Consider the following 22,458-nt stretch of genomic DNA (forward strand, 5'->3'; position numbering starts at 1 on the left):
ATGCAGACCAGAGCAGCGATTCTGACAGCAAAAACGGATATGGTGCAAATGGCATGAATGGAAGTCTTTCGGGCACACAGACAGGGATCGTATCGATCGCAGCCGTTCTTCTGTCTCTGATCTTTGCAGGGCTGATCCTGTTTGCAAGACGGACGATCCGACTTCGCAGACGCAGCGGCGAAAATGCACAGGAGATTTTCAGGGATTTTTATGAAGTGCTCGTTTTTGCCGGAATGCCGCAGGGACTGGACTGCATGAAAGACGGATTTACGGCGAAGGTCTGTGAACAGTTCCAGTGGCTGAACAAAGAAGAACTTGATCAGGCGATGGACATTGTGATGCGGGCAAACTTTGCGGGTGATCCGGTGACAAAAGAGGAAACCATGCAGCTGAAGGGACTTTATCGTTACACCTGCCGTATGGCTTTGAAGGGCATGAGCCGCAAAAAGAAGTTTCTTTTCCGCTTTATCAAAGCATATGCTTAAAACTGACCCTGTAAAAATGCTGAATATTGTCTGTTTTTTAAATGACAAAAAAAGCTTATACTGAACAGCAAGAAAAAACAGGAAGGTGAAAGTTTGGAAGTTGACTTCCAAATCTGCCATTATTGACGCAGCAAGTGCGTCATGAAGGAGAAAAGTATGAACGAAAAGAAAAGTACAAACTGGACAGCAAAGAAACTGGCAATCAATGCTCTGGCGATCGCACTTGTCTGTGTATCGACCATGGTGATCCAGATCCCGATCCCGCTTGGTTACATGCATCTTGGGAACTGCTGCATTCTGCTGGTTAGTGTTTATTTTGGAAATATGACCGGAATGCTGGCAGGCGGCATTGGCTCCTGTCTGGCAGATCTGCTCAGCGGCTATACACAGTGGATCATTCCGACACTGATCATCAAAGGGATCATGGGACTTGTGATCGCTATGATCGCTTATCGCGAAGGCGAAGAGATCCGTATGATGCGTCTCCGTACATTTCTCGGAGCAGCGGCAGGTATCGTGATCATGATTGCAGGCTATACGTTTGCAGGATGCTTCCTTTACGGCGGCATGGCAGCAGGTTTTGCCCAGATCCCGGGCCTGACCACAGAAGGTGTGATCGGACTGTTGCTGTTCTATGTGATCGGATTTGCATTTGAAAAAGCCAAAATTCCGGTATTTATCAAACGACTTGCGTAGGAAAGGTGAAATATGTCTCACAACAATCAGAAAAAAATTGCAGTGATCAATGATTTCTCAGGATTTGGCAGATGCTCGATAGCAGTAGCACTTCCAATTCTCTCTGTTATGAAGGTGCAGTGCTGTCCGCTGCCGACCTCCATTTTTTCCAACCACACGGGTTTTCCAAGCTACTTTTTCGAAGACTATACTTCCCGCATGGTTCCTTATATGCAGGAATGGAAAAAACTGGATCTTCATTTTAACGGGATCTGTTCCGGATTTTTAGGTTCCAAAGAACAGATCGAGATTGTAAAAAAGTTTTTTAAAGAGTTTAAAACAGAAGAAACACAGATCATCGTTGATCCGGTAATGGGCGATTATGGAAAACCATATCCGACCTACACAGAAGAAATGTGCGGTGAAATGAAAAAACTGGTCGAGTTTGCCGACATTCTCACACCGAATGTCACAGAAGCCTGCGTGCTTACCGATACACCGTACAAAGAAAAATGGAAGATCGAAGAAATCCAGGAAATGGCAGAAAAGATCCACAAGATGGGACCCAAAAAAATTGCCATCACCGGTATCGTCCAGGGCGGATTTATTGCAAACTTCTGTTACGAAGAAGGGCAGCAGCCGAAAGTGCTGCGTACCCACAAAGAAGGAACACAGCGTTCCGGAACCGGCGATATCTTTGCATCCATCATTGCAGCCGATGCCGTCAACGGAGTGCCGTTCTATAAATCCGTGAAGAAAGCTTCCGATTTTATCAAAAAATGTATTATCCGCTCACAGGAACTGAATATTCCGCTGACAGACGGCGTATGTTTTGAAGAAGTTTTAGGAAAATTAAAAACAGACTGAAAGGAATGCTGCATTATGAAAAAAGAAATGACGATTTTCTATGAAGTACACGATAATATCTATGTAAATCTCACCAATAAATGTCCATGTGCCTGTACCTTCTGCCTGCGTCAGACCAGAGATCACATGGAAAATTCCCATGTTTTGTGGCTGGAGCATGCACCATCTTTTGAAGAAGTGCAGGAAGCCATGAAAGCCGTAGATTTTTCAAAATATAAAGAAGTGGTATTCTGCGGATTCGGCGAACCGACCGAGGCACTCGATGTGCTGAAACAGAGTGCAAAGCTGATCAAAGAAAAGTACAATATGCCGATCCGTATCAACACAAACGGACTTGGCAGTCTGATCAATGAAAGAGACATCGTTCCGGAACTGAAAGGTCTTGTGGATACGATTTCTGTCAGCCTGAATACCCCGAATGCAGATGAGTACCACAGGCTGGTACGCAGCAAATTCGGAGAAAAGTCATTTGATGCCATGATCGATTTCACAAAAGAATGTACAAAATACATTCCAAATGTTGTGATGACGACCGTAGAGACGACCATCACACACGAAGAAGAAAAGCAGTGTCAGGAAATCTGTGACCGCGTAGGGGCAAAATACCGCATTCGCCCGTGGGAGGACTGAAAAGTCCTCCTTTTTTTTGACAAATCTGCAATTCTGGGTATAATGGAAGGAAAAAAGGTAACTGTGAGAATACCGAAAAGTTAGTAAAGGAGAACACCATGTACACAGTGATTGTTGCAGATGACGAGCAAGAGATCCGTCGTTCCCTGATCCGGAAAGTAGACTGGGGAAGCGTCGGTTTTCAGGTGATCGGAGAGGCGGAAAACGGTGCGGAAGCTTTGGAACTGACGGAAAAGCTGGAGCCGGATCTGCTTCTGACGGATATACGCATGCCATTTATCAGCGGCATCGAGCTTGCACGCCAGGTGCGGGAGATAAGGCCGGCTACCCAGATCGCATTTCTGAGTGGATTTGATGATTTTTCTTATGCACAGCAGGCCATACAATATAATATTATCAGCTATCTGTTAAAACCGATCTCATCTTCCGAACTTGAAAAAGAGCTCCTGAAGATGAAAGAGAAGATCGATCAGAAGTTTCAGGTATTTTCCCAGCCGGGGATGCGTCAGGAGCATATTGAGAAAAGAGAGTTTCTGACACCGTTGCTTCTGGATGGTTTTGGCGGGGAACTTCCGGAAGAAGAGCACAGGATGCTGATGAAAGAGGCAATTTCATGCGGACTGCTCGACGGGGAAGAGCCGGAAGCCTTGAATTATGCGGTGATGGTCACCAGAATCCTGGATAAAGACGGAAAGAACTGCACGACAAGAGGCAGCGTCAAGGCGATCGATTCCATCCTCAAAAAGTACACCAAGTACTGCAGCGTTTATTTACAGGGACGCGTAGTATCTTTGCTTCTGGCAACGCCGCGTGGCTTTGATAAATATCTGCATATTCTGGTGGATGACATCTGTCAAAGTGTGGAGCGTATTATGGGGATGGACAGCGTGATCGGAGTCAGCAGAGTAGTCGAAAAGCTGGAAAGATGTCATGAGTGCTATCTGGAGGCGATGAGTGCGGCTGCAAATTACGGAAAAGAAGAAGGAAACATTCATTTTATATCAGACGATGAACGGACAGAGAGCTTTGACAAGGTGATGGTGCATCAGACCGTGGAAGATATCGAAAATCTGCTTCGAAAAGGCAGACCGGAGGAGATCAGCGGCTATCTGCAGAACTTTTTTGACCAGGTCGTACAGCACAAGATCTCTCAGTCTGAGACGGATTTTATCCTGATGCTGATCGTTTCGACGGTTTATCAGGTACTTTATTCGGTTGCCGGAGAAGAAGTGGTTCAGCAGATGCAGCAGAAGTTCCCGATGTACAGCATGAAAATGTTCGGCAATATCGGAGATTCCAGGCAGTTCTATGTAGATATCTGCACTACGGCACGCCTGATGATCGCAGACCAGCGAAAGAAAAGCAGTGTGATGCTCTGCAACCGTGCGATCCGCATCATCAACGAGAAATTTGCCGATCCGGATCTGTCCCTTGTCTCGGTCAGCACCGAGATTTCCGTCAGCCCGAACTACTTAAGTGCACTTTTGAAAAAGGATACCGGTGAGACGTTCAAAGAGCTGCTTACGAAAAAGCGTATCGAGACAGCCAAAGAGCTTCTGATGGACACCAACATGAAAGTCCGTGAGATATCGGAAAAATGCGGCTACAACGATCAGCATTATTTCAGCTATTGCTTCAAAAAATATACCGGTGTTTCACCGAACAGCTGCAGGAGAACGTATGAAGATGGCAGACAGGATTAAACAGGCGGTGAAGCGGTTTCAGCAGATTTCACTGTCGAGTCTGTTTGTCATCCTGGTGAGCGTGATCGTTATGATCACTTCAGTCGTATCACTGCTTATATTTGTCAATCTTTACCGTAATGATATGGAGCAGAATGCGATCACAACGAGCGAGCAGGCCGTTGTACAGGTGAAAAATACCGTTTTCAACTATACCGAAGACATGAGCGATATCATGCAGATGATCTGTGCTAACATTCAGAAAGAGGAGGAAGAAGCAAATAATTTTTTCTCCAATCTTCTGAAGATAAGATCCGATGTTGTTGCAGTTACTTCCTATGATATGAACGGCAAGATCTTAAAATGCTGGACAAATGGTCAGAAATTAAAAGAAAATTATATCAAAAATCTTTCTTATGTGCGTGATCTGCCGCAGGAAGAAGGAATTTTAAATATCACAAAACCGCATGTAGAATCCCTGTTTGTGGACTACTATCCGTGGGTGGTAACGATTTCCCAGAACATGCAGGATGCAAACGGGAATACGATCCAGGTAGCGGTGGATATCAGTTTTTACAATATCGCCGATTATGTGGATGATGTCGGGATCGGGCAGCATGGTTACTGCTATATTGCCGATGATGCCGGAAACATTGTCTATCATCCGCAGCAGCAGCTCATTTACGTTTCTTTAAAAGAAGAAAACCAGAAAAATATGGAGAACGGGACGTACATCAAGTCTAATGTGATTTACACCGTCAACTCCCTTCAGAACTGCGACTGGCATATCGTGGGAGTATGCTATGTGGATGAAATGATCACAAACAAAGTGGAACGCGTAGTCAGCAGCCTGGTCGTGATCCTGGCGATCGTACTTGCCGGAACGGTGTTCCTTGGCAGCGTTTTCTCGGATCTGTTCTCAAAACCGGTTACAAGCCTGGTGCGTGCGATGGGAGAATTCGAGGGAAACAGTGCCGAGTTTGTCTATCATCCGGTGACGGGAACCAAAGAGATTTCCGCCCTGTCGGATTCGTTTGAACATATGGCAGTACGGATACAGAAGCTAATGGAAGAAGTCCGCCAAGAAGAAATCAGCCTTCGGAAAACAGAACTGAAGGCACTTCAAGCACAGATCAATCCACATTTCCTCTATAATACACTGGATGCGATCGCCTGGATGTGCGAAGCCGGACGCAATGAAGATGCCGTGGAGATGGTCAATGCCCTGGCAAGGCTGTTCCGCATCAGCATCAGCCGCGGACATGAGCTGATCCCGATTGAGAAAGAGCTGCAGCATGCACAGAGCTATCTGCATATTCAGAATTTCCGCTATAAAAATCAGTTCCGGTATCAATTTGACGTTGATGAGGCATGCCTTTCTTATTACTGTAATAAAATCACACTGCAGCCGATCATCGAGAATGCAATTTATCACGGCATGGATCGTATGGTAGATGAGGGCATGATCAGGATCAGCATCCATCAGAGCGAAGACAAGATCATCTTTACGGTGGAGGACAACGGAGTTGGCATGACAGAAGAACAGTGCGAGGAAGTACTGAAAAAGGAGCGAAGCGACCGTGCCGGAATCGGAATCAAGAATGTAAATGACCGTATCAAGATCTATTTCGGGGAAGAATACGGCCTGACCATAAAGAGTGAGCTGGATGAAGGCACCTGTGTCACGATTATGATGCCGAAAGTAACGGAGGGAAGCTATGAAGACAAATAGGTGGAGAAACCGCATCCTGTGGATGGCATTTCTGGTCTGTCTGGTGCTGATCTTCTGCCTGACGGCTTTTCACCGTCCGATTCTCAACGGAAAAGAAAGTGAAAGCAGCAGCGATCAGAAGCACAAAGTTGTTTTTATTGCAAAGTCAACCGTTTCCGGATTCTGGAAATCGGTATATGCAGGGGCGAGCAATGCTGCCACGGCATGCAATCTGGATCTGACTTTCGAGGGACCGAAAAACGAAGAAGATTATGAGACACAGAATCAGATGATTGCAAAGGCAGTGGAAGACGGAGCGGAAGTCATTATTTTTTCTGCGGTAGATTATGAGGCAAATGCCGATGCGATCAATGATGCGGCAGGCAAAGGGGTCAAGGTTGTGGTCATCGACAGCGACGTGGACAGCGATGCGGTCAGCTGCCGGATCGGAACCGATAATTACGATGCTGGATGTAAGGCAGCGGAAGCAGCCATGAAAGATGAAAACGAAGAAATCCATATCGGCATTGTGAATTACGATAAAAACTCGGACAATGGACAGAAAAGAGAAGAAGGATTCCGGGATAGCATTCTGCGTGATGAAAGAGCCGGAATTGATGCCGTGATCAATGTGCTTTCCGATACAGAAAATGCAAAAAAACGAACAAAGAAAATGCTGAAAAAGCATCCGAAGATTAATGTGATCGTTACCTTTAACGAATGGACAACACTCGGGGTCGGCTATGCAATCCAGGAACTTGGGCTGAAAGACAATGTCCGTGTGGTTGCATTTGACAGCAATGTGGTTTCGGTCGGCATGCTAGAGACGGGGGAAGTGGACACCCTGATCGTACAGAATTCCTATGCCATGGGGTATCTCGGCGTGGAGACCGCCTACAAGCTGATCAACGGATATTCCATCAAAGATACCATTTATACGGATACGATTGCAGTGGACAAAGAGAACATGTATGATGAAGAATGTCAGAGAAGACTCTTTGCTTTCGAAAAAAGTAACAAAAATTAAATCTCGTTTTCGTGCAAAAGTATGAAACGGTGGTTTAAATCTTAAGAAAAAAATAGAAAATTATATCAAAATCGTAAATTATCATATTGGAAAATTGAGAACTTTGTGCTATATTGTTAGAGTAATGAAAAACAAATCATTTTTTTTGGGAGGAACTTATCATGAAGAAAAAAGTAATCGCTGGTTTACTTGGAACAGCAATGGTAGCATCTCTGCTTGCAGGATGCGGATCATCTAACAACACAACAGATACAACAGCTGATACAACAGCAGCAACAGAAGCAGCAGCTGATACAACAGCTGATACAGCAGCAGCTGATGCTGAGTCAGAAGCACAGTCCGTAGCAGATGCAGCAGGCGATGTTGACCTGTCTAACGCAGACGTAGCAGTTATGTACTATACATACGGCGATACATACATCGCTTCCGTACGTACAGCACTGGATGCTAAACTGGACGAACTGGGTGTTAAATATCAGGACTACGATGCAAACAACAACCAGACAACACAGAACGAGCAGATCGATACAGCTATCCAGACAGGTGCAAACGTACTGATCGTTAACATCGTAACATCTGGTTCTGTAGACGCTTCTTCTCAGATCGTTGAAAAAGCAAAAGCAGCAGATATCCCTGTAATCTTCTTCAACCGTGCAGTTGAAGGCGACGAAGACGAAGGAAAAGTACTTGGAAGCTATGACAAGTGTGCATTCGTTGGTACAGATGCTCCGGAAGCCGGACATATGCAGGGCGAAATGATCGGTAACTACCTGGTTGACAACTACGATGCAGTAGACCTGAACGGCGACGGAAAGATCTCCTACGCTATGTTCATGGGACAGCTTGGTAACGTAGAAGCTATCTACCGTACACAGTATGGTGTAGAAGATGCTAACAAAGTTCTGGAAGAGAACGGAAAAGCGGCTCTGGAATACTTTGATTCTTCCAACACAGACTGCTACCAGGTTGACCAGGATGGTAACTGGAGTGCAACAGCTGCAAACAACTACATGACAACCAACCTGACACAGTACAACGAAGAAAACAAGAACATGATCGAACTTGTTATCTGCAACAACGATGGTATGGCTGAAGGTGCTATCTCTGCTCTGAATGACAAAGGATACAACCTGGGTACAGATGACTGCAAGACAATCCCTGTATTCGGTGTAGACGCTACAGATGCAGCTAAACAGCTGATCAAAGACGGTAAGATGACAGGTACAATCAAACAGGATGCTGAAGGTATGGCAGATTGTATCGCAGATCTGACAAAGAACGCTGGTTCAGGTCAGGATGTAATGGCTAACACAGATTCTTACAACATCTCTGAAAACGTTAAGAATAAGATCTACATCCCATACGCTATGTACACAGGAGAAGAATAAGATCTGATTCTGAAACAGAACGGAAAATGAATGATGGAAATTCATTCGTGAAATAGTATACAAGGGTAACGGCTGCCGCTGGTCGGCGGCCGTTCCTTAAGTATAAAGGTAAGTAGTAGAAAGACAGGAGGTCAGGATATGGAGCATGATGTTTTGCTTGAAATGAAAAATATCAGCAAGGAGTTCCCAGGCGTTAAGGCGTTGGATAATGTTTCTTTGACCGTAAGAAGAGGAACGGTTCACGCACTGATGGGAGAAAACGGCGCTGGGAAATCTACATTGATGAAGTGCCTGTTTGGGATGTATGTAAAAGACGGCGGATCCATTTCTCTGGAAGGGAAAGAAATCAATTTCAAAAACTCCAAGGAAGCTTTGGAAAATGGTGTAGCAATGGTTCATCAGGAGTTGAACCAGGCCCTGAAACGTAGTGTTATGGACAATATCTGGCTGGGACGTTATCCCAAAAAAGGTCCGATGGTAGACGAAAAGAAAATGTATGATGATACAAAAGCACTTTTCGACAAACTGGAGATTGATGTTGATCCGAAGAGGATCATGAGCACTATGCCGGTATCACAGCGTCAGATGGCAGAAATTGCAAAAGCAGTTTCCTTTAATTCGAAAATTATCGTGTTCGACGAGCCAACATCTTCCCTGACGGAAGAAGAGGTAGAGCACTTGTTCAAAATTATAAATATGCTGAGAGATCAGGGATGTGGTATCATCTACATCTCCCATAAAATGGCAGAGATCCTCAGAATTTCTGATGACATCACAGTCATGCGAGACGGTACATGGGTAGCTACCAAACCGGCAAAAGAAATGACAATGGATGAGATCATCAGACTGATGGTAGGTCGTGAGCTGACAAACCAGTTCCCGCCAAAGACAAACAAACCGGGCGAAGTTGCTCTGGAAGTAGAAAACCTGACTGCACAGTACTCTCTGCTGCGTGATGTTTCTTTCAAAGTTCGCCGTGGTGAGATTGTTGGTCTGGCCGGTCTGGACGGAAGCGGACGTACCGAAACACTGGAGAACATCTTCGGTATTGCAACAAGAAAATCAGGAACGATCAAACTGGACGGTAAGGTTTGCACAAACCGCAACGCACGTGAATCTATCAAGAATGGTTTCGCCCTTCTGACAGAGGAACGTCGTGCAACCGGTATTTTCGGAATCCTCAGTATTCGTGAAAATACGGTTATCTCCAGCCTTAAGAAACATAAAAAGAAAGGTCTGTATCTGAGCGAGAAGTCCATGAGAGAGGATACTCAGTGGTCCATCGATGCGATGCATACCAAAACACCGACACAGGAAACAAAAATCCGTTCACTGTCAGGTGGTAACCAGCAGAAGGTTATCCTTGGACGCTGGCTGCTGACCAATCCGGAAGTACTGCTGCTGGATGAGCCGACACGTGGTATCGACGTTGGTGCTAAATACGAGATTTACCAGTTGATTCTGGATCTTGCAAATAAGAACAAAGTAGTTATGGTAGTTTCTTCTGAAATGCCAGAACTTCTGGGAATCTGTGACCGAATTCTCGTTATGTCCGGTGGACGTCTTGCAGGTGAAGTAAATGTCAGCGAGACGAACCAGGAAGAGATCATGACCCTTGCGGCAAAATATGTATAAGGAGGCTGAAGTAAGTGAGAGCATTTTCAAATTTAAAAGCAAGTATCGCAAATTATAAAACACTGGACAGCAAAGACAAGAAAACCTTCTGGAAAGAGGGATTCATCAACAACCTGATGTATATCTTGATCATCATTGCTGCAATCTATACATACACACAGAACCAAAAATTCCTGAGTGTATCTTCTATCGTAAATATTATTTCTCTGTCAGCTGCAAATATTCCGATCGCACTTGGTATCGCAGGATGTATCGTACTGACCGGTACCGACCTTTCTGCTGGTCGAGTTGTAGGTCTGACAGCATGTATTTCCGCATCTTTACTGCAGTCTATGGACTATGCAACAAAGATGTTCCCGAATCTTCAGCCACTGCCAATCCCGGTAGTAATCCTGATCGTTGTCGTTGTTGGTGGTATCGTAGGTTTCGTCAATGGATGGTTCGTAGCACAGTTTAAACTGCATCCATTCATCGTAACACTGGCAACTCAGCTGATTACATACGGTGTACTGCTTCTGTACATCATGATCAACGGAAACAATGGACAGCCTCTGTCAGGTCTGGACAATTCCTTCAAAAACTTCGTAACAGGAAGTTTAGTTAAATTCTTTGGCGTTCCAATCCCGAACTATGTTTGGTATGCAATTATCATGATTGCTTTCATGTGGTTCATGTGGAACAAAACAACATTTGGTAAAAATATGTTCGCTGTAGGTTCTAACCCGGAAGCAGCAAACGTATCTGGTGTAAGTGTATTCTGGACAACAATCGCAGTACATACTCTGGCTGGATGCATGTATGGTATTACAGGTTTCATCGAGTCAGCACGTATCGGTTCCAACCAGGCCAACACAGGTCTGAACTACGAGTGTGATGCTATCGCAGCCTGCGTTATCGGTGGTGTATCTTTCGTAGGTGGTACTGGTAAGATCAGTGGTATCGTTCTTGGTGTATTCATCCTGAGAATTATCTTCGTTGCACTGCAGTTCCTCTCAATCAACCAGAGTATGCAGTACATCATCAAAGGTCTCATCATCCTGGTAGCTTGCTCTATCGATATGAGAAAATACCTGGTTCGTAAATAATTTTTTACAGAATCTCAAGGGCCGGACATATTGTTCGGCTCTTTTTTTCTCTTGATCGGAGAAAACGTTCGCCTGTATTTGAACTGAAAATAGAAAAACGGATAAGTATTATCTATCTTTTCTGTTGGAAATGTGATATTATGATGTGGGTGTCAAAAGTCTCCAACTATGATGCCTACGGAACAATCCAGTATCAAAGAGGGCAAATATCTTTTGACCAGACATCATAATATGTGAAATACAGGCAAAAAGAGAGGAGCATAATATTATGAATGACAGAGCAAAGTATAAAGGACGTATGGCGATCTATGCCATGGCAGGCGTATATCTGCTGGCACAGGCCTACTATATGTATAAAGATATCCCGACCAGCAGCGGAACCGATAAAATACTGATGTCCATTTTTATGGTAGTGTTTGCTGTGATCGGTGCAGGGATGGTGATCATGGGAGTCACCAAGAGCTATAAAGCAATCAAAGAAGACTATAATGCAGTACCGGAAGAAGAAAAAAAAGATGCAGAGACTTCTGAAGGTGAAGAAGCTGCCGTAGAAGCAAAAGAAGTGGCAGAGCTGGAAGATAAAATAGAAGAAAGCAAAGATGCATCAGAGGATGCAGATAAATAAAAAATTGTGGTGGAGTTTGTGTAAATGTGCAAATGAACGCCATAGAAATGATTTTATAAAATATATAATGCCATGATGATTCGAAAACAATCCTTGCTACCGTCAGAGCGATTTGTTTTTGGATTCATCATGGCTGTATTATTTTTTATGATACCGTTCGTTTGCACATTCAACTTTTAGCGAAATCTTGCAAGAAAAAAGTGTGACAAAAATATCGCACTTTTTTTGTGTGAATTACTGAAAAATAGTGAGAAGTTTAGTAAAAATCTTGCAAAACACTGTAAAATATATAGAAATGTTATGGACAAATTGTGAATAATATGGTAAAATTTTACTAAGTCCGGTGAAAGAGGACTGAAATTTTTGTTAGAGCATGCATTAGAAGGAAGCTGCAGACTGCAGCTTCAAAAGATGCAAAAAGAAAGGAGCAAGAAGTATGAAGTGGAGAAAAGTTATGGCATTTTCCCTGGCGGCTTCCATGATCGCAGGACAGGCAGTAAGTGCAGCACCTGCAGCTGAAGCAGCATCCGAGTCTGCACTGCAGACGCAGGCAGACAGTAAGTCCAACACCAATGCCAGCTACACCGACCCGTGGACAAAAACAGCTGTCCCAAATCAGGCCGCAAAAGTAACATCCGACGTGGACAAAACAAAATTCACGCACAAAGAATGGACCGGAGAAACCTATACCGATGTGGATGGCAATCAGGCCAAAGCAGCAGATGTATATGGCATCAACACAGAACCGGCAAGCACTTTTGCAACGACCAATGTGGTGTATGACAGCGTAGAGAAAGCAATCAAAGGTGCAAAAGATTACGACAAAGCAGCATCAAAATATGTACAGTTCTTAACAGGGACGGATCAGGCAGACTGGTCACTTGTTGTGTTACAGAACCAGGCACTCGCACAGGGTGATGCATACAAAGATTTCTATAAGACCGACTACAAAGCAACGACGAACGACTGGAAAACAAATCTGCAGCTTCCTTGCAGCTGGACGAGACAGGGATTTGATTTTTCTATCTATACCAATGTAACTATGCCTTGGCAGTCAAAATATGACAGTAATGTCAGTGCCCCGAATGCACCGGCAAATTATAACCCGGTAGGTCTTTACCGCAAGACTTTTAAGGTGACTGATGACATGAAGGCAGCAAACGGAAGAGTTTATCTTTCCTTCCAGGGCGTAGAATCTTCCTATTATGTATATGTAAATGGCAAAGAAGTAGGATACAGCGAGGACAGCTACAGTCCACATAGCTTTGATATTACCGATTATCTGACAACAGACGGAAGCGACAACCTTCTGGCAGTTGAAGTTCACAAATTCTGTGACGGTACCTGGATGGAAGATCAGGATATGTATTATGATGGCGGTATTTTCCGTGATGTATACCTGTATTCTGCACCGCTGGTACATATCCAGGACTATAAAGTAGAGACAGATCTCGATGAGAACTACGAAAATGCAACGATGAAGCTGAATGTAACCGTAGCAAATGCTTCCAAGGCAGCAGCAGAAGGTTATAAAGTGGATGTACGTCTTTATGATCAGGACGGAAAGATGTTTGTCAACGATATGACGATGGATCTGGATACCGTTCCGGCAGCAGACGGTGATAACGATGGCAGTGTTTCGGCAGCTGGCAGCAAACTGGTTCTTTCACCGGAACTGTGGTCTGCTGAGACACCGAATCTGTATACGATGGTTCTGTCCCTGTACGATTCCAAGACAGGCACCTACATGGGAAGCGTTTCCCAGCAGCTTGGATTTCGTGAGATCGAGTTTACAAAATCAGAAGTAGATACAAATGGTAATCGTACCACAACCGATTCTGAGTACAAACCGATCACGATCAACGGTAAACAGCTTCTGCTCAAAGGTACAAACCGTCATGATACCGATCCGGAATACGGCAAATATGTACCGCATGAGACACAGGAAGAAGACATTAAACTGATGAAACAGTACAACTTAAATGCACTGCGTACCTCTCACTACAGCAACGACGAGTATCTGTATTATCTGTGTGATAAATACGGTATTTACGTGATGGGTGAGACCAACCTGGAATCTCATGCACTGATGAATCAGGGAGAAAAACAGGTAAACTTCAAGAACCTGGCAATGGACCGTACGGTTACCGCATTCAACAGACTGAAAAACCGCACTGCCATCGTTATGTGGTCAACCGGAAACGAAAATTATTACAGCAGCAGTGCTTCTTATGCAAATGGCATGTTCTATGATCTGATCTGGTACTTCAAGAACAACGACAGTACAAGACCGATTCATTCAGAATCTTCGGATGGAAACAATGGAACCGATATGCGAAGCAATATGTACCCAAGTGTTGATACCCTGTATTCCAGAGCAGCAGCAAATATGCCATATGTTCTGTGTGAATATGACCATGCGATGGGTAATGCGGTTGGTAACCTGAAAGAATACTGGGATGCGATCCGTTCTTCCGACAATATGCTCGGCGGATTTATCTGGGATTGGGTTGACCAGTCCAGAATCTTAAGCCTTGACAATCTGCCACAGTCTTACGTTGTAACAGAAAAGAAAGACGGCGTGGTAGGATCTGCAAGCATTTCTTCGGTCAATGAAAATCCAGACAGCGGAGCACTGACCGGCAAGAGTGCAAATGGTTATGCACTGTTTGAGAGCGATAAATACAACGAAGCACTCTCCGGAAGCGGCAAGAGTTTTACCGTAGAAGTTATCTGCAAACCGGAATCGGACGGAGCAGAAAAAGTCCTGATCGCAAAAGGTGACCATCAGTTTGCATTAAAGACAAACAGCAGTAAACAGCTGGAGTTCTTTGCTTACTATAACAACAACTGGAATTCTGTGACAGCGAAAAAACCGGATAACTGGGTAGGAAACTGGCATCAGGTTGTTGCAACGTACGATAAAGGTGCGATCAAGATCTACTGTGATGGAGAGCTGATCGGAAGCGGAAACGGAAATACAACCATTGCATCCAGCAGCGTAGCACTGGGAGTAGGATGCAGTGCTGACAACGGCAGAACCTTTGACGGTGAAATTTCTATGGGCCGCGTTTACAGCAGAGCACTGTCCCTGGAGGAGATCAAAGCTCAGAACAGCACGACACCGGCAATCACAGAGAAATCTGATGATGTACTTCTGTGGGCAGATTTTGCAGGACTGACCGTTGATGAATCTTCCAAACCATATGATTACTATGCAGAGAAAGATGCTCATGCAAATCTGTACTCTGATGAAATCAAAGGCAGCTTCTATGGATACGGCGGAGACTCCGGCGAAAGCCCGAACGACAACTCCTTCTGTGTAAACGGTCTGGTATCTCCGGATCGAGATGTTCAACCGGAACTTTATGAAGTAAAATATCAGTATCAGAGCGTATGGTTTAGCACAGATGACAGCATGCTGCTCGGCGAGACCATCGATGTTTACAATGAAAATAACTTCCTGAATCTGAATGATTTTGACGTGACATGGACACTGACTGAAGACGGAAAAGAGATTGGCTCCGGTAAACTTTCAGCGGAAGATACCAACATCGCAGGCAGAGAGAGCGGAAGCATCAAAGTTCCGTATCGTGCATCTATGCCGGAAGAAAAGAAAGCAGGAGCAGAGTATTATCTGAACCTGTCTGTACAGCTCAAAGAGGATACCGAATGGGCAAAAGCAGGACACGAAGTTGCTTACGAGCAGTTCCAGATCCCGGCAGAAGTTACAAAAGTAGAACCGACGATCAACACAAACGTAACCGTAGATGACAGTGCAGAAGATGTGATCAAAGTTTCCGGTACCGATTTCAGCTTTGAAGTAGAAAAAGCAACCGGAACACTGAAAAATTATGTATACAAAGGTGAAACTCTGCTGACAAGCGGACCGGTTCCGAATTACTGGAGAGGTATTCTCAACAACGATAACGGTAACTACGACGGAAACTGGAAGAATGTCAACAAAAATGTAACGGCTTCTGATATTGCGGTCGGAACAAACGATGCAGGACAGAAGACGATCCGTGTGACACTGGCAAGTGCAAGCCAGGCAAACCTGAAACAGACCATGGTTTATAAGGTAGACGGAAGCGGTGCAGTGACTGTAGATGCAACCGTAGACGCAACCGGAACAAGCCTTGGACGTTATATCCGTATCGGTACTGTTATGGAACTGCCGGAAGGATATGAAAACGTAGAATGGTATGGTAACGGCCCGGTAGAGGCTATGTGGGACAGAGAAGATTTCGCAACGGTTGGAAGATATAGCAACACCGTATCCGGAATGTTCTATCCGTACCTGGATACACAGGATACCGGTACCGTAACCGGAGTAAAATGGATCAGCGTAACCAACCCATCTGCAAAGAGTGCAATGGCAATCGCAGCAACTGATACGGTAGAAGCGTCTGCATTGCATTTCACAGTAGATGATCTGGATCAGGCACAGCATCCATATGAACTGACCAAACTGGATTCCACGATCCTGACAGTAAACTATCGTTCACAGGGAACCGGAAACAAGAGCTGCGGTCAGGATACACTTTCCGCATACCTGATTCCAAATAACAAAGCTTATACTTATGAGTACACCATGGTACCATATACCACAAATGACAGCGATCCGATGGATGTAACACGTGCATACCGCACGGTGGCATCTGTTTCTGAGGATGATATCATCCAGAGTGCAGCAAAAGAACTGAGCGATAAAATCGATGGTATTCTGGTAACAGGCAGTGATACAAAAGAACTCCAGAAAATGCTTGTATCTTACAATGCACTCACAGAGGAAGGCAAAGCAATCGTAGGAGAGATCCGTTACCGGAAACTGCAGGAGGCAATCGCACTGGCACAGAAACTTGCAGATACGAAAGATGCAGCCGTTGTTGTAAAAGATCAGAGTGCAAATGGTTATGACATGGATATCAGTGGCGTATCCACAGCAGATCTGGCAGAAAAAGACGGCGAAATTGCTCTGAAAGGTTATGCAGATGTAACCGGAGAAACAGCAGATGAAACCTTCAACAGTCTGATCGGGGGAAATAAAGCCTTTACAATTGAAGCTGTATTTAATCCGAATAATGTAGGATACAATGGTTCTGACTACAATATGATCGCATCAAAAGGTGACAGCAGTGCGGCATTCCGTGTTTCTGAGCAGACGGTGTACTTCTTTATCAAGAATACGAATGGAAGCTGGAAGATCGTACAGGTTCCTCTTACTTCAGAAGAAATGAATCAGTGGCTGCATGTAGCAGCAGTTTACGATGGAAACAATATTTCTGTTTATGTAGAAGGAAAAGAAATGGTAACCACACAGAATGTGGGAAGCGTAGCTGCAACGACCTATCCGCTTGGTATCGGATATTGTCCGGAGACACAACGTCTTTCTTCCGGATATCTGAAGAACATCCGCGTTTACTCAGCAGCACTGAGCAAAGATGATCTGGATAACGGAACTTACAAAGCAGATAATGAAAAGACTGTGCTGTGGTATGATTTCGATAATTACAGCTACAATAACATCGATACCAAAGCAACCGGTGTAAACGTTTCCACAGATGCACTGGAACTGAAAGAAGAAGAAGGTGCACAGGTAAGTGCAGCAATCGCACCATATTATGCAAAAGGCGAGCTTACCTTTGCATCCGAAGATGAAACCATAGCAACGGTAGATGACAAAGGCAATGTAACAGCAGTTAAAGCCGGTGAGACCAAGATCAAAGTTTCTGTAAAAGACAGCGATGTATATGCAGAAATTGCAGTAAAAGTAAACGGTAAACCGGTTGTGGAAAAACCAATCACAGGAGTTTCTGTAAAAGCAGACAAGAGCGAACTGAAAGTCGGCGAAACTGCAAAACTGACCGCAGTGATCACTCCGGAAGATACTACAGACAGCAAAGATCTGAAATATGAATCCAGTGATAAAGCAGTCGCAGAAGTCAGTGATGCAGGTGTGGTAACCGCAAAGGCAGCAGGAAAAGCAGTGATTACCGTAAGCAGTGCGGCAAGACCGGATGTGAAAGCAACGGTTGAGATCAACGTAAAGGCAAAGGATAACGAGACAGAGACCAAAGAACCGGAAAGCGAAACAGAAACAAAAGCTCCGCAGACCGAGACAAAGGCTCCGGAGACAGAAAAACCAGATGTAGCGAAGAAAGTTCCGGCAAAAGGATCTGTTCATAAGAGTGCTGACGGCAAACTGGCATTCAAAGTAACAAAATCAGATGCTAAGAATGGTACGGTAACAGTAAGCAAGCTTCTGAAGAAAACGGTCAAGACTGTAACGATTCCGGCAACGGTGACCATTGACGGATACACCTTTAAAGTAACCGCAGTTGCAAACAATGTATTCAAAAATGCATCCAGACTGAAGAGCGTTGTGATCGGAGCAAATGTCAAGAGCATTGGCAAGAGCAGCTTCTACAAATGCAAGAAACTGACAACGATCACCTTCAAGGGAATCAAAGCACCGGGCGTTGGAAAGAATGCATTCAAGTCCGGAAAATCAAAAGTAACGGTGAAAGTACCGAAGAAGATGAAAAAATCACAGCTGAACAAGCTGAAAAAAGCTCTGAAAAAAGCAGGCGTAAAGAAGGCATCTTATAAGAAAACGAAATAAGGATGCAATTGTCCTTTGTGTCAGGGCGATTCGCAGGCATCATCTAGGATGAAAAGCTGCAAAACAAAAACAGAGTCCCGTTTTTGGGACTCTGTTTTTGTTACAGCAGTTCAGGATATCCAGGCATGTATGTCTCTGAAAGCCGTGGATCAGCGGATAAACCACACCTGGTTTTTTCGAAGCCTTCTGGATGCAAACCATGCACACAGTCCGGTGAATGCTCCGGTGAGAATTCCGCTGATGGTCAGCATCGGCAGATAAACAAGAATACTTGCCGAGCGAAGGATCACCATGGCGATACAGATCTGACCGAGGTTATGGAAAAGGGCACCGATCACACTGATAAAAGGGATGTGCTTTTTCCCGAGCAGCCGAAAGAGCAGTGCCATGGCCATGAAACAGAACAGACCGCCGCACAGGCTGTAGGAGAAGGATACCATCTGCCCGGTCACCATGCTGGCGATCAGGATACGCATCAGAAGTACGCACAGAGCATCCTTCCAGGTAGCATAATACAGAAGCCACAGCGTAACGACATTGGCAAGTCCCAGCTTGATCCCGGGGATCGGGGCGAGCGGCGGCAGCATTGCCTCCACCACAAAAATCGTCAGGGCAATGGTCGTGTACATTGCCAGAAACGTCATATGTTTTACTTTCATACAAAACTCCATTCCGTCGCCCGATCGGGCGACATAGTTTGACAAAACTAACTGCATTATAACAAAACATACGGACACTGGCAAGAGACTTCGGCGGAACTTTGGAGAAATATTGGAGCAGCAGTGAGACGTCTCACATACACTCGGCTTTACGATGTTAAGAAAGGGATGCAACTTTAGAATTATTTAATAGCCAGTTTATTGATTTTCTGCGGGCGGAGTATTAAGATGAGTCAAGAGACAAAAATCACGTATGACCCATCGCGTTTTCTGATATAGCCTCAGGCGGATCAGAGCGGTGTAAAAGAAAGATAAGGGCAAAAGAAAGGCCGGGTCAGAAGAAAGGGTATAGTATGAGACAGAAATTCGAAAAATTTATGCAGGGCAGATATGGAATCGACCATTTTTCCAGGTTTTTACTGGTGGGAGCACTGGTATGCATCCTGCTTTCCGGTCTGCTGCGGGCATCGGCACTGAACTATGTCAGCTGGATTCTGCTGATCTGGATGTATTACCGCATGTTTTCCAAAAATATCCGGAAACGATGCGAAGAAGAGCGTATGTATATGGACACAAAAGAGAAGGTTATCCGGTTCTGCAAAGGGGACAAAAGTGTGATCAGCGATTCCAAAACACACAAAATCTACCGCTGTCCGCATTGCAAACAGAAAATCCGTGTCCCGAGAGGGAAGGGAAAAATCGAGATCACCTGTCCTTCCTGCCGCAGTAAATTTATCAAACGGACCTGATTCTTGCAGTTTTTGCATGAATTTGCTAAAAATTGCAGGAAATATGCTTGTGCATCACAGAAAAAAGTATTATACTTAGAAACATATCAAAAATATTTTGTCAGACTGTTGTACCAGTATTTATGGATTGAAAAAGCAGCAGGTAAGGCGTCAGGAGGATAACATGGGAAAAAATATTGACTGGTCAAATCTTGGATTTGGCTATGTAAAAACAGACTATCGCTATGTATCAAATTTTAAAAACGGTGCCTGGGATGAAGGTACATTAAGTACCGATGACATGGTTACAATCAGTGAGTGTGCCTGCGTATTACAGTATGCACAGACGGTATTCGAAGGTATGAAAGCATATACAACAGAAGACGGACGCATCGTTGTATTCCGCCCGGACCTCAACGCAGAGCGTATGGAGAATTCCGCAAAAAGACTGGAAATGCCGGTATTCCCGAAAGATCGTTTCGTAGATGCAATCGTAAAACTGGTAGAAGCCAATGCAGATTATGTACCGCCATACGGCTCAGGTGCTACTTTATATATCCGCCCGTACATGTTCGGAACAAATGCAGTTATCGGTGTAAAACCGGCTGATGAATACCAGTTCCGTGCATTTTGTACACCGGTCGGACCGTACTTCAAGGGCGGCGTAAAGCCGATCACGATCCGTGTCAGCGATTTCGACCGTGCAGCACCAAGAGGAACCGGACATATCAAAGCAGGTCTGAACTATGCCATGAGCCTGCATGCGATCATGGATGCACACCGTCAGGGATTTGACGAGAACATGTATCTGGATCCGGCTACAAGAACCAAAGTAGAAGAGACAGGCGGAGCAAACTTCCTGTTCGTTACAAAAGACAACAAGGTCGTAACTCCGAAGTCAGACAGTATTCTGCCTTCTATCACACGCCGTTCTCTTGTTTATGTTGCAAAAGAATATCTGGGACTGGAAGTAGAAGAAAGAGAAGTTTACTTCGATGAAGTAAAAGATTTCGCAGAATGTGGACTTTGCGGAACAGCCGCTGTTATCTCACCGGTTGGAAAGATCGTAGATCACGGCAAAGAAATCTGCATGCCAAGCGGTATGACAGAGATGGGACCGGTTACCAAAAAACTGTATGAGACACTGACCGGTATCCAGATGGGTCGTCTGGAAGCACCGGAAGGATGGATCAAGGTAATCCGCTAACGGAAATTACATTTTGTTTACAAAAATTAGAAGATTTTAAGAACCGCTCTTTGTTATAGTAATAGCGAGGGGTGGTTCTTTTGGGTTGCCGCAGGCAGCACCGCGACAGGAGGACTGTATGAGAATTGTACTTGCATCCGCTTCGCCGAGAAGGCGTGAGCTTTTAGAACAGGCCGGGATCGATTTTGAGATACTGATCGGCAGTACCAGAGAATGTATCACAAAAGAAGAACCGGGAGAGATCGTTGAAGAACTGTCACTTGCAAAAGCAAAGGGAGTTGCAGAAGCCGTGACAGGAGACGCTGTGATCATCGGGGCAGATACGATCGTTGCCAAAGGAAACAAAGTACTTGGGAAACCAAAAGATGCCGAAGATGCACATCAGATGCTTGCCATGCTTCAGGGAGAGAAGCATCAGGTTTATACGGGCGTGACACTGTTACAGAAAAAAGGGGATGAAAGGATCATCCGGTCATTCTATGAAAGGACCGATGTCTTTATGACATCGATGAGTGATCAGGAGATCGAAGCGTACATTGCCACCGGGGAGCCGTTTGACAAGGCAGGCAGTTATGGAATACAGGGACGTGCAGGAATTTTCGTAGAAAGAATTGAAGGAGATTATTATAACGTGGTCGGACTTCCGATTTCCAGACTCTGCCGGGAACTGAAGAGCCTGGAAGCGGAGGATGACCGGAAAGAATGAAAGCAGGGTAACTGCACCGATGGCGGGCAGTTATAAAATGTAGAAGTACGGGGGCAGAGAATTATGGCAAACCGCATTCTTGTGGTAGAGGATGATACGGCGATTTCAGAGCTGATCTGTATGAATCTGGAAGTGACCGGCTACGAAGTGGTTCCGGTTCTGGATGGCAATGAAGTTGAGGGAACACTGGAGAAAGAGGAGGATTTTGACCTGGCACTGCTGGATATTATGCTGCCGGGCAAAGACGGCTTTGAACTTCTCGGAGTTATGAAAGAACATGGCATACCGGTCATTTATATCACGGCTAAGGCAGATGTAAATTCCAAGATCAAGGGACTGAGATCGGGAGCAGAGGATTATATCGTCAAACCGTTTGAGGTTCTGGAGCTGCTGGTGCGTGTGGAGAAAGTGCTGGAGCGTACCGGAAAGCAAAAAGAGATCATACAGGTGAAAGATCTGGAGATCCATTTATCAGAGCATAAAGTGACCAGAAACGGGCAGACAGTCAGTCTGAAGCCGATGGAATATGATCTGCTGGTATTACTGGCAAAGAATAAAAATGTGGCATTTACCAGAGAACAGATGCTGAATGAAGTATGGGGCAGCAATTATCTGGGTGAGACAAGGACGATCGATGTACATATCGGACAGCTTCGCAGGAAACTGGATCTGTCGGATGTCATCAAGACCATTCCGAAAATCGGATATCGACTGGAGGAGTAG

General features: G+C 44.9%; 17 protein-coding genes. 16 read left to right on the plus strand and 1 reads right to left on the minus strand.

All coding sequences use genetic code 11. The features are described from left to right. From ACLTL4_RS00005 to ACLTL4_RS00060, 12 genes are all read left to right on the plus strand, one after another. A partial coding sequence (locus ACLTL4_RS00005) for a hypothetical protein (RefSeq protein WP_412320116.1) occupies positions 1-485 on the plus strand: 485 nt, incomplete at its 5' end. Between the two features lie 156 nt (positions 486-641). Next, positions 642-1,181 (plus strand): ECF transporter S component, encoded by a 540-nt coding sequence (locus ACLTL4_RS00010; RefSeq protein WP_022119492.1) that lies wholly within the window; start codon positions 642-644, stop codon positions 1,179-1,181. A 12-nt stretch (positions 1,182-1,193) separates the two neighbouring features. Continuing rightward, complete coding sequence (locus ACLTL4_RS00015; protein WP_412290330.1) at positions 1,194-2,027, plus strand: pyridoxamine kinase; 834 nt, start codon at positions 1,194-1,196, stop codon at positions 2,025-2,027. A 15-nt stretch (positions 2,028-2,042) separates the two neighbouring features. Then, positions 2,043-2,657: a TIGR04100 family radical SAM protein gene (locus ACLTL4_RS00020; protein WP_412290329.1), complete on the plus strand. Its 615-nt coding sequence runs from the start codon at positions 2,043-2,045 to the stop codon at positions 2,655-2,657. 98 nt (positions 2,658-2,755) lie between these two features. Continuing rightward, on the plus strand, positions 2,756-4,360 hold the full coding sequence (locus tag ACLTL4_RS00025; RefSeq protein ID WP_173865930.1) for a response regulator transcription factor: 1,605 nt from the start codon (positions 2,756-2,758) through the stop codon (positions 4,358-4,360). Then, complete coding sequence (locus ACLTL4_RS00030; protein ID WP_412290328.1) at positions 4,344-6,071, plus strand: sensor histidine kinase; 1,728 nt, start codon at positions 4,344-4,346, stop codon at positions 6,069-6,071. Before ACLTL4_RS00025 ends, ACLTL4_RS00030 begins: the two co-directional genes overlap by 17 nt. After that, a complete protein-coding gene (locus ACLTL4_RS00035; RefSeq protein ID WP_022119497.1) occupies positions 6,058-7,077 on the plus strand; it encodes a substrate-binding domain-containing protein in 1,020 nt (339 codons plus the stop codon). The genes ACLTL4_RS00030 and ACLTL4_RS00035 overlap by 14 nt, the downstream gene beginning before the upstream one ends. Positions 7,078-7,238: 161 nt before the next feature. Further along, positions 7,239-8,465 (plus strand): galactose ABC transporter substrate-binding protein, encoded by a 1,227-nt coding sequence (locus ACLTL4_RS00040; protein ID WP_412290327.1) that lies wholly within the window; start codon positions 7,239-7,241, stop codon positions 8,463-8,465. A gap of 138 nt (positions 8,466-8,603) precedes the next feature. Beyond that, entirely contained in the window at positions 8,604-10,100 is a 1,497-nt protein-coding gene (locus tag ACLTL4_RS00045; RefSeq protein ID WP_173865927.1) for a sugar ABC transporter ATP-binding protein, read from the plus strand. Positions 10,101-10,114: 14 nt separating this feature from the next. After that, on the plus strand, positions 10,115-11,185 hold the full coding sequence (locus tag ACLTL4_RS00050) for a galactose/methyl galactoside ABC transporter permease MglC (RefSeq protein WP_173895231.1): 1,071 nt from the start codon (positions 10,115-10,117) through the stop codon (positions 11,183-11,185). Positions 11,186-11,453: 268 nt separating this feature from the next. Continuing rightward, positions 11,454-11,810 (plus strand): hypothetical protein, encoded by a 357-nt coding sequence (locus tag ACLTL4_RS00055; RefSeq protein WP_173895232.1) that lies wholly within the window; start codon positions 11,454-11,456, stop codon positions 11,808-11,810. Positions 11,811-12,246: 436 nt separating this feature from the next. After that, entirely contained in the window at positions 12,247-18,435 is a 6,189-nt protein-coding gene (locus ACLTL4_RS00060) for a glycoside hydrolase family 2 TIM barrel-domain containing protein (RefSeq protein ID WP_412320117.1), read from the plus strand. A 149-nt stretch (positions 18,436-18,584) separates the two neighbouring features. Here ACLTL4_RS00060 and ACLTL4_RS00065 read toward each other — a convergent pair whose 3' ends face one another. Continuing rightward, the gene (locus tag ACLTL4_RS00065) at positions 18,585-19,094 is read right to left on the minus strand and encodes a Gx transporter family protein (protein WP_412320119.1); all 510 of its coding nucleotides are present in this window, start codon (positions 19,092-19,094) and stop codon (positions 18,585-18,587) included. Between the two features lie 353 nt (positions 19,095-19,447). Between ACLTL4_RS00065 and ACLTL4_RS00070 the strand changes: the two genes are divergently transcribed. The 4 genes from ACLTL4_RS00070 to ACLTL4_RS00085 all read left to right on the plus strand — a co-directional run bounded on the left by ACLTL4_RS00070 (position 19,448) and on the right by ACLTL4_RS00085 (position 22,458). Next, positions 19,448-19,843 carry a hypothetical protein gene (locus ACLTL4_RS00070; RefSeq protein WP_412320121.1) on the plus strand — a complete coding sequence of 132 codons (396 nt, stop codon included), beginning with the start codon at positions 19,448-19,450 and terminating at the stop codon, positions 19,841-19,843. Positions 19,844-19,970: 127 nt separating this feature from the next. Further along, positions 19,971-21,029 (plus strand): branched-chain amino acid aminotransferase, encoded by a 1,059-nt coding sequence (locus tag ACLTL4_RS00075; RefSeq protein WP_283094988.1) that lies wholly within the window; start codon positions 19,971-19,973, stop codon positions 21,027-21,029. Between the two features lie 118 nt (positions 21,030-21,147). Continuing rightward, a complete protein-coding gene (locus tag ACLTL4_RS00080; RefSeq protein ID WP_412320123.1) occupies positions 21,148-21,735 on the plus strand; it encodes a Maf family protein in 588 nt (195 codons plus the stop codon). A gap of 63 nt (positions 21,736-21,798) precedes the next feature. Continuing rightward, positions 21,799-22,458 carry a response regulator transcription factor gene (locus tag ACLTL4_RS00085; protein ID WP_173895236.1) on the plus strand — a complete coding sequence of 220 codons (660 nt, stop codon included), beginning with the start codon at positions 21,799-21,801 and terminating at the stop codon, positions 22,456-22,458.

This window comes from Hominisplanchenecus sp. (assembly GCF_046967715.1).
Lineage (GTDB): Bacteria > Bacillota > Clostridia > Lachnospirales > Lachnospiraceae > Hominisplanchenecus > Hominisplanchenecus faecis.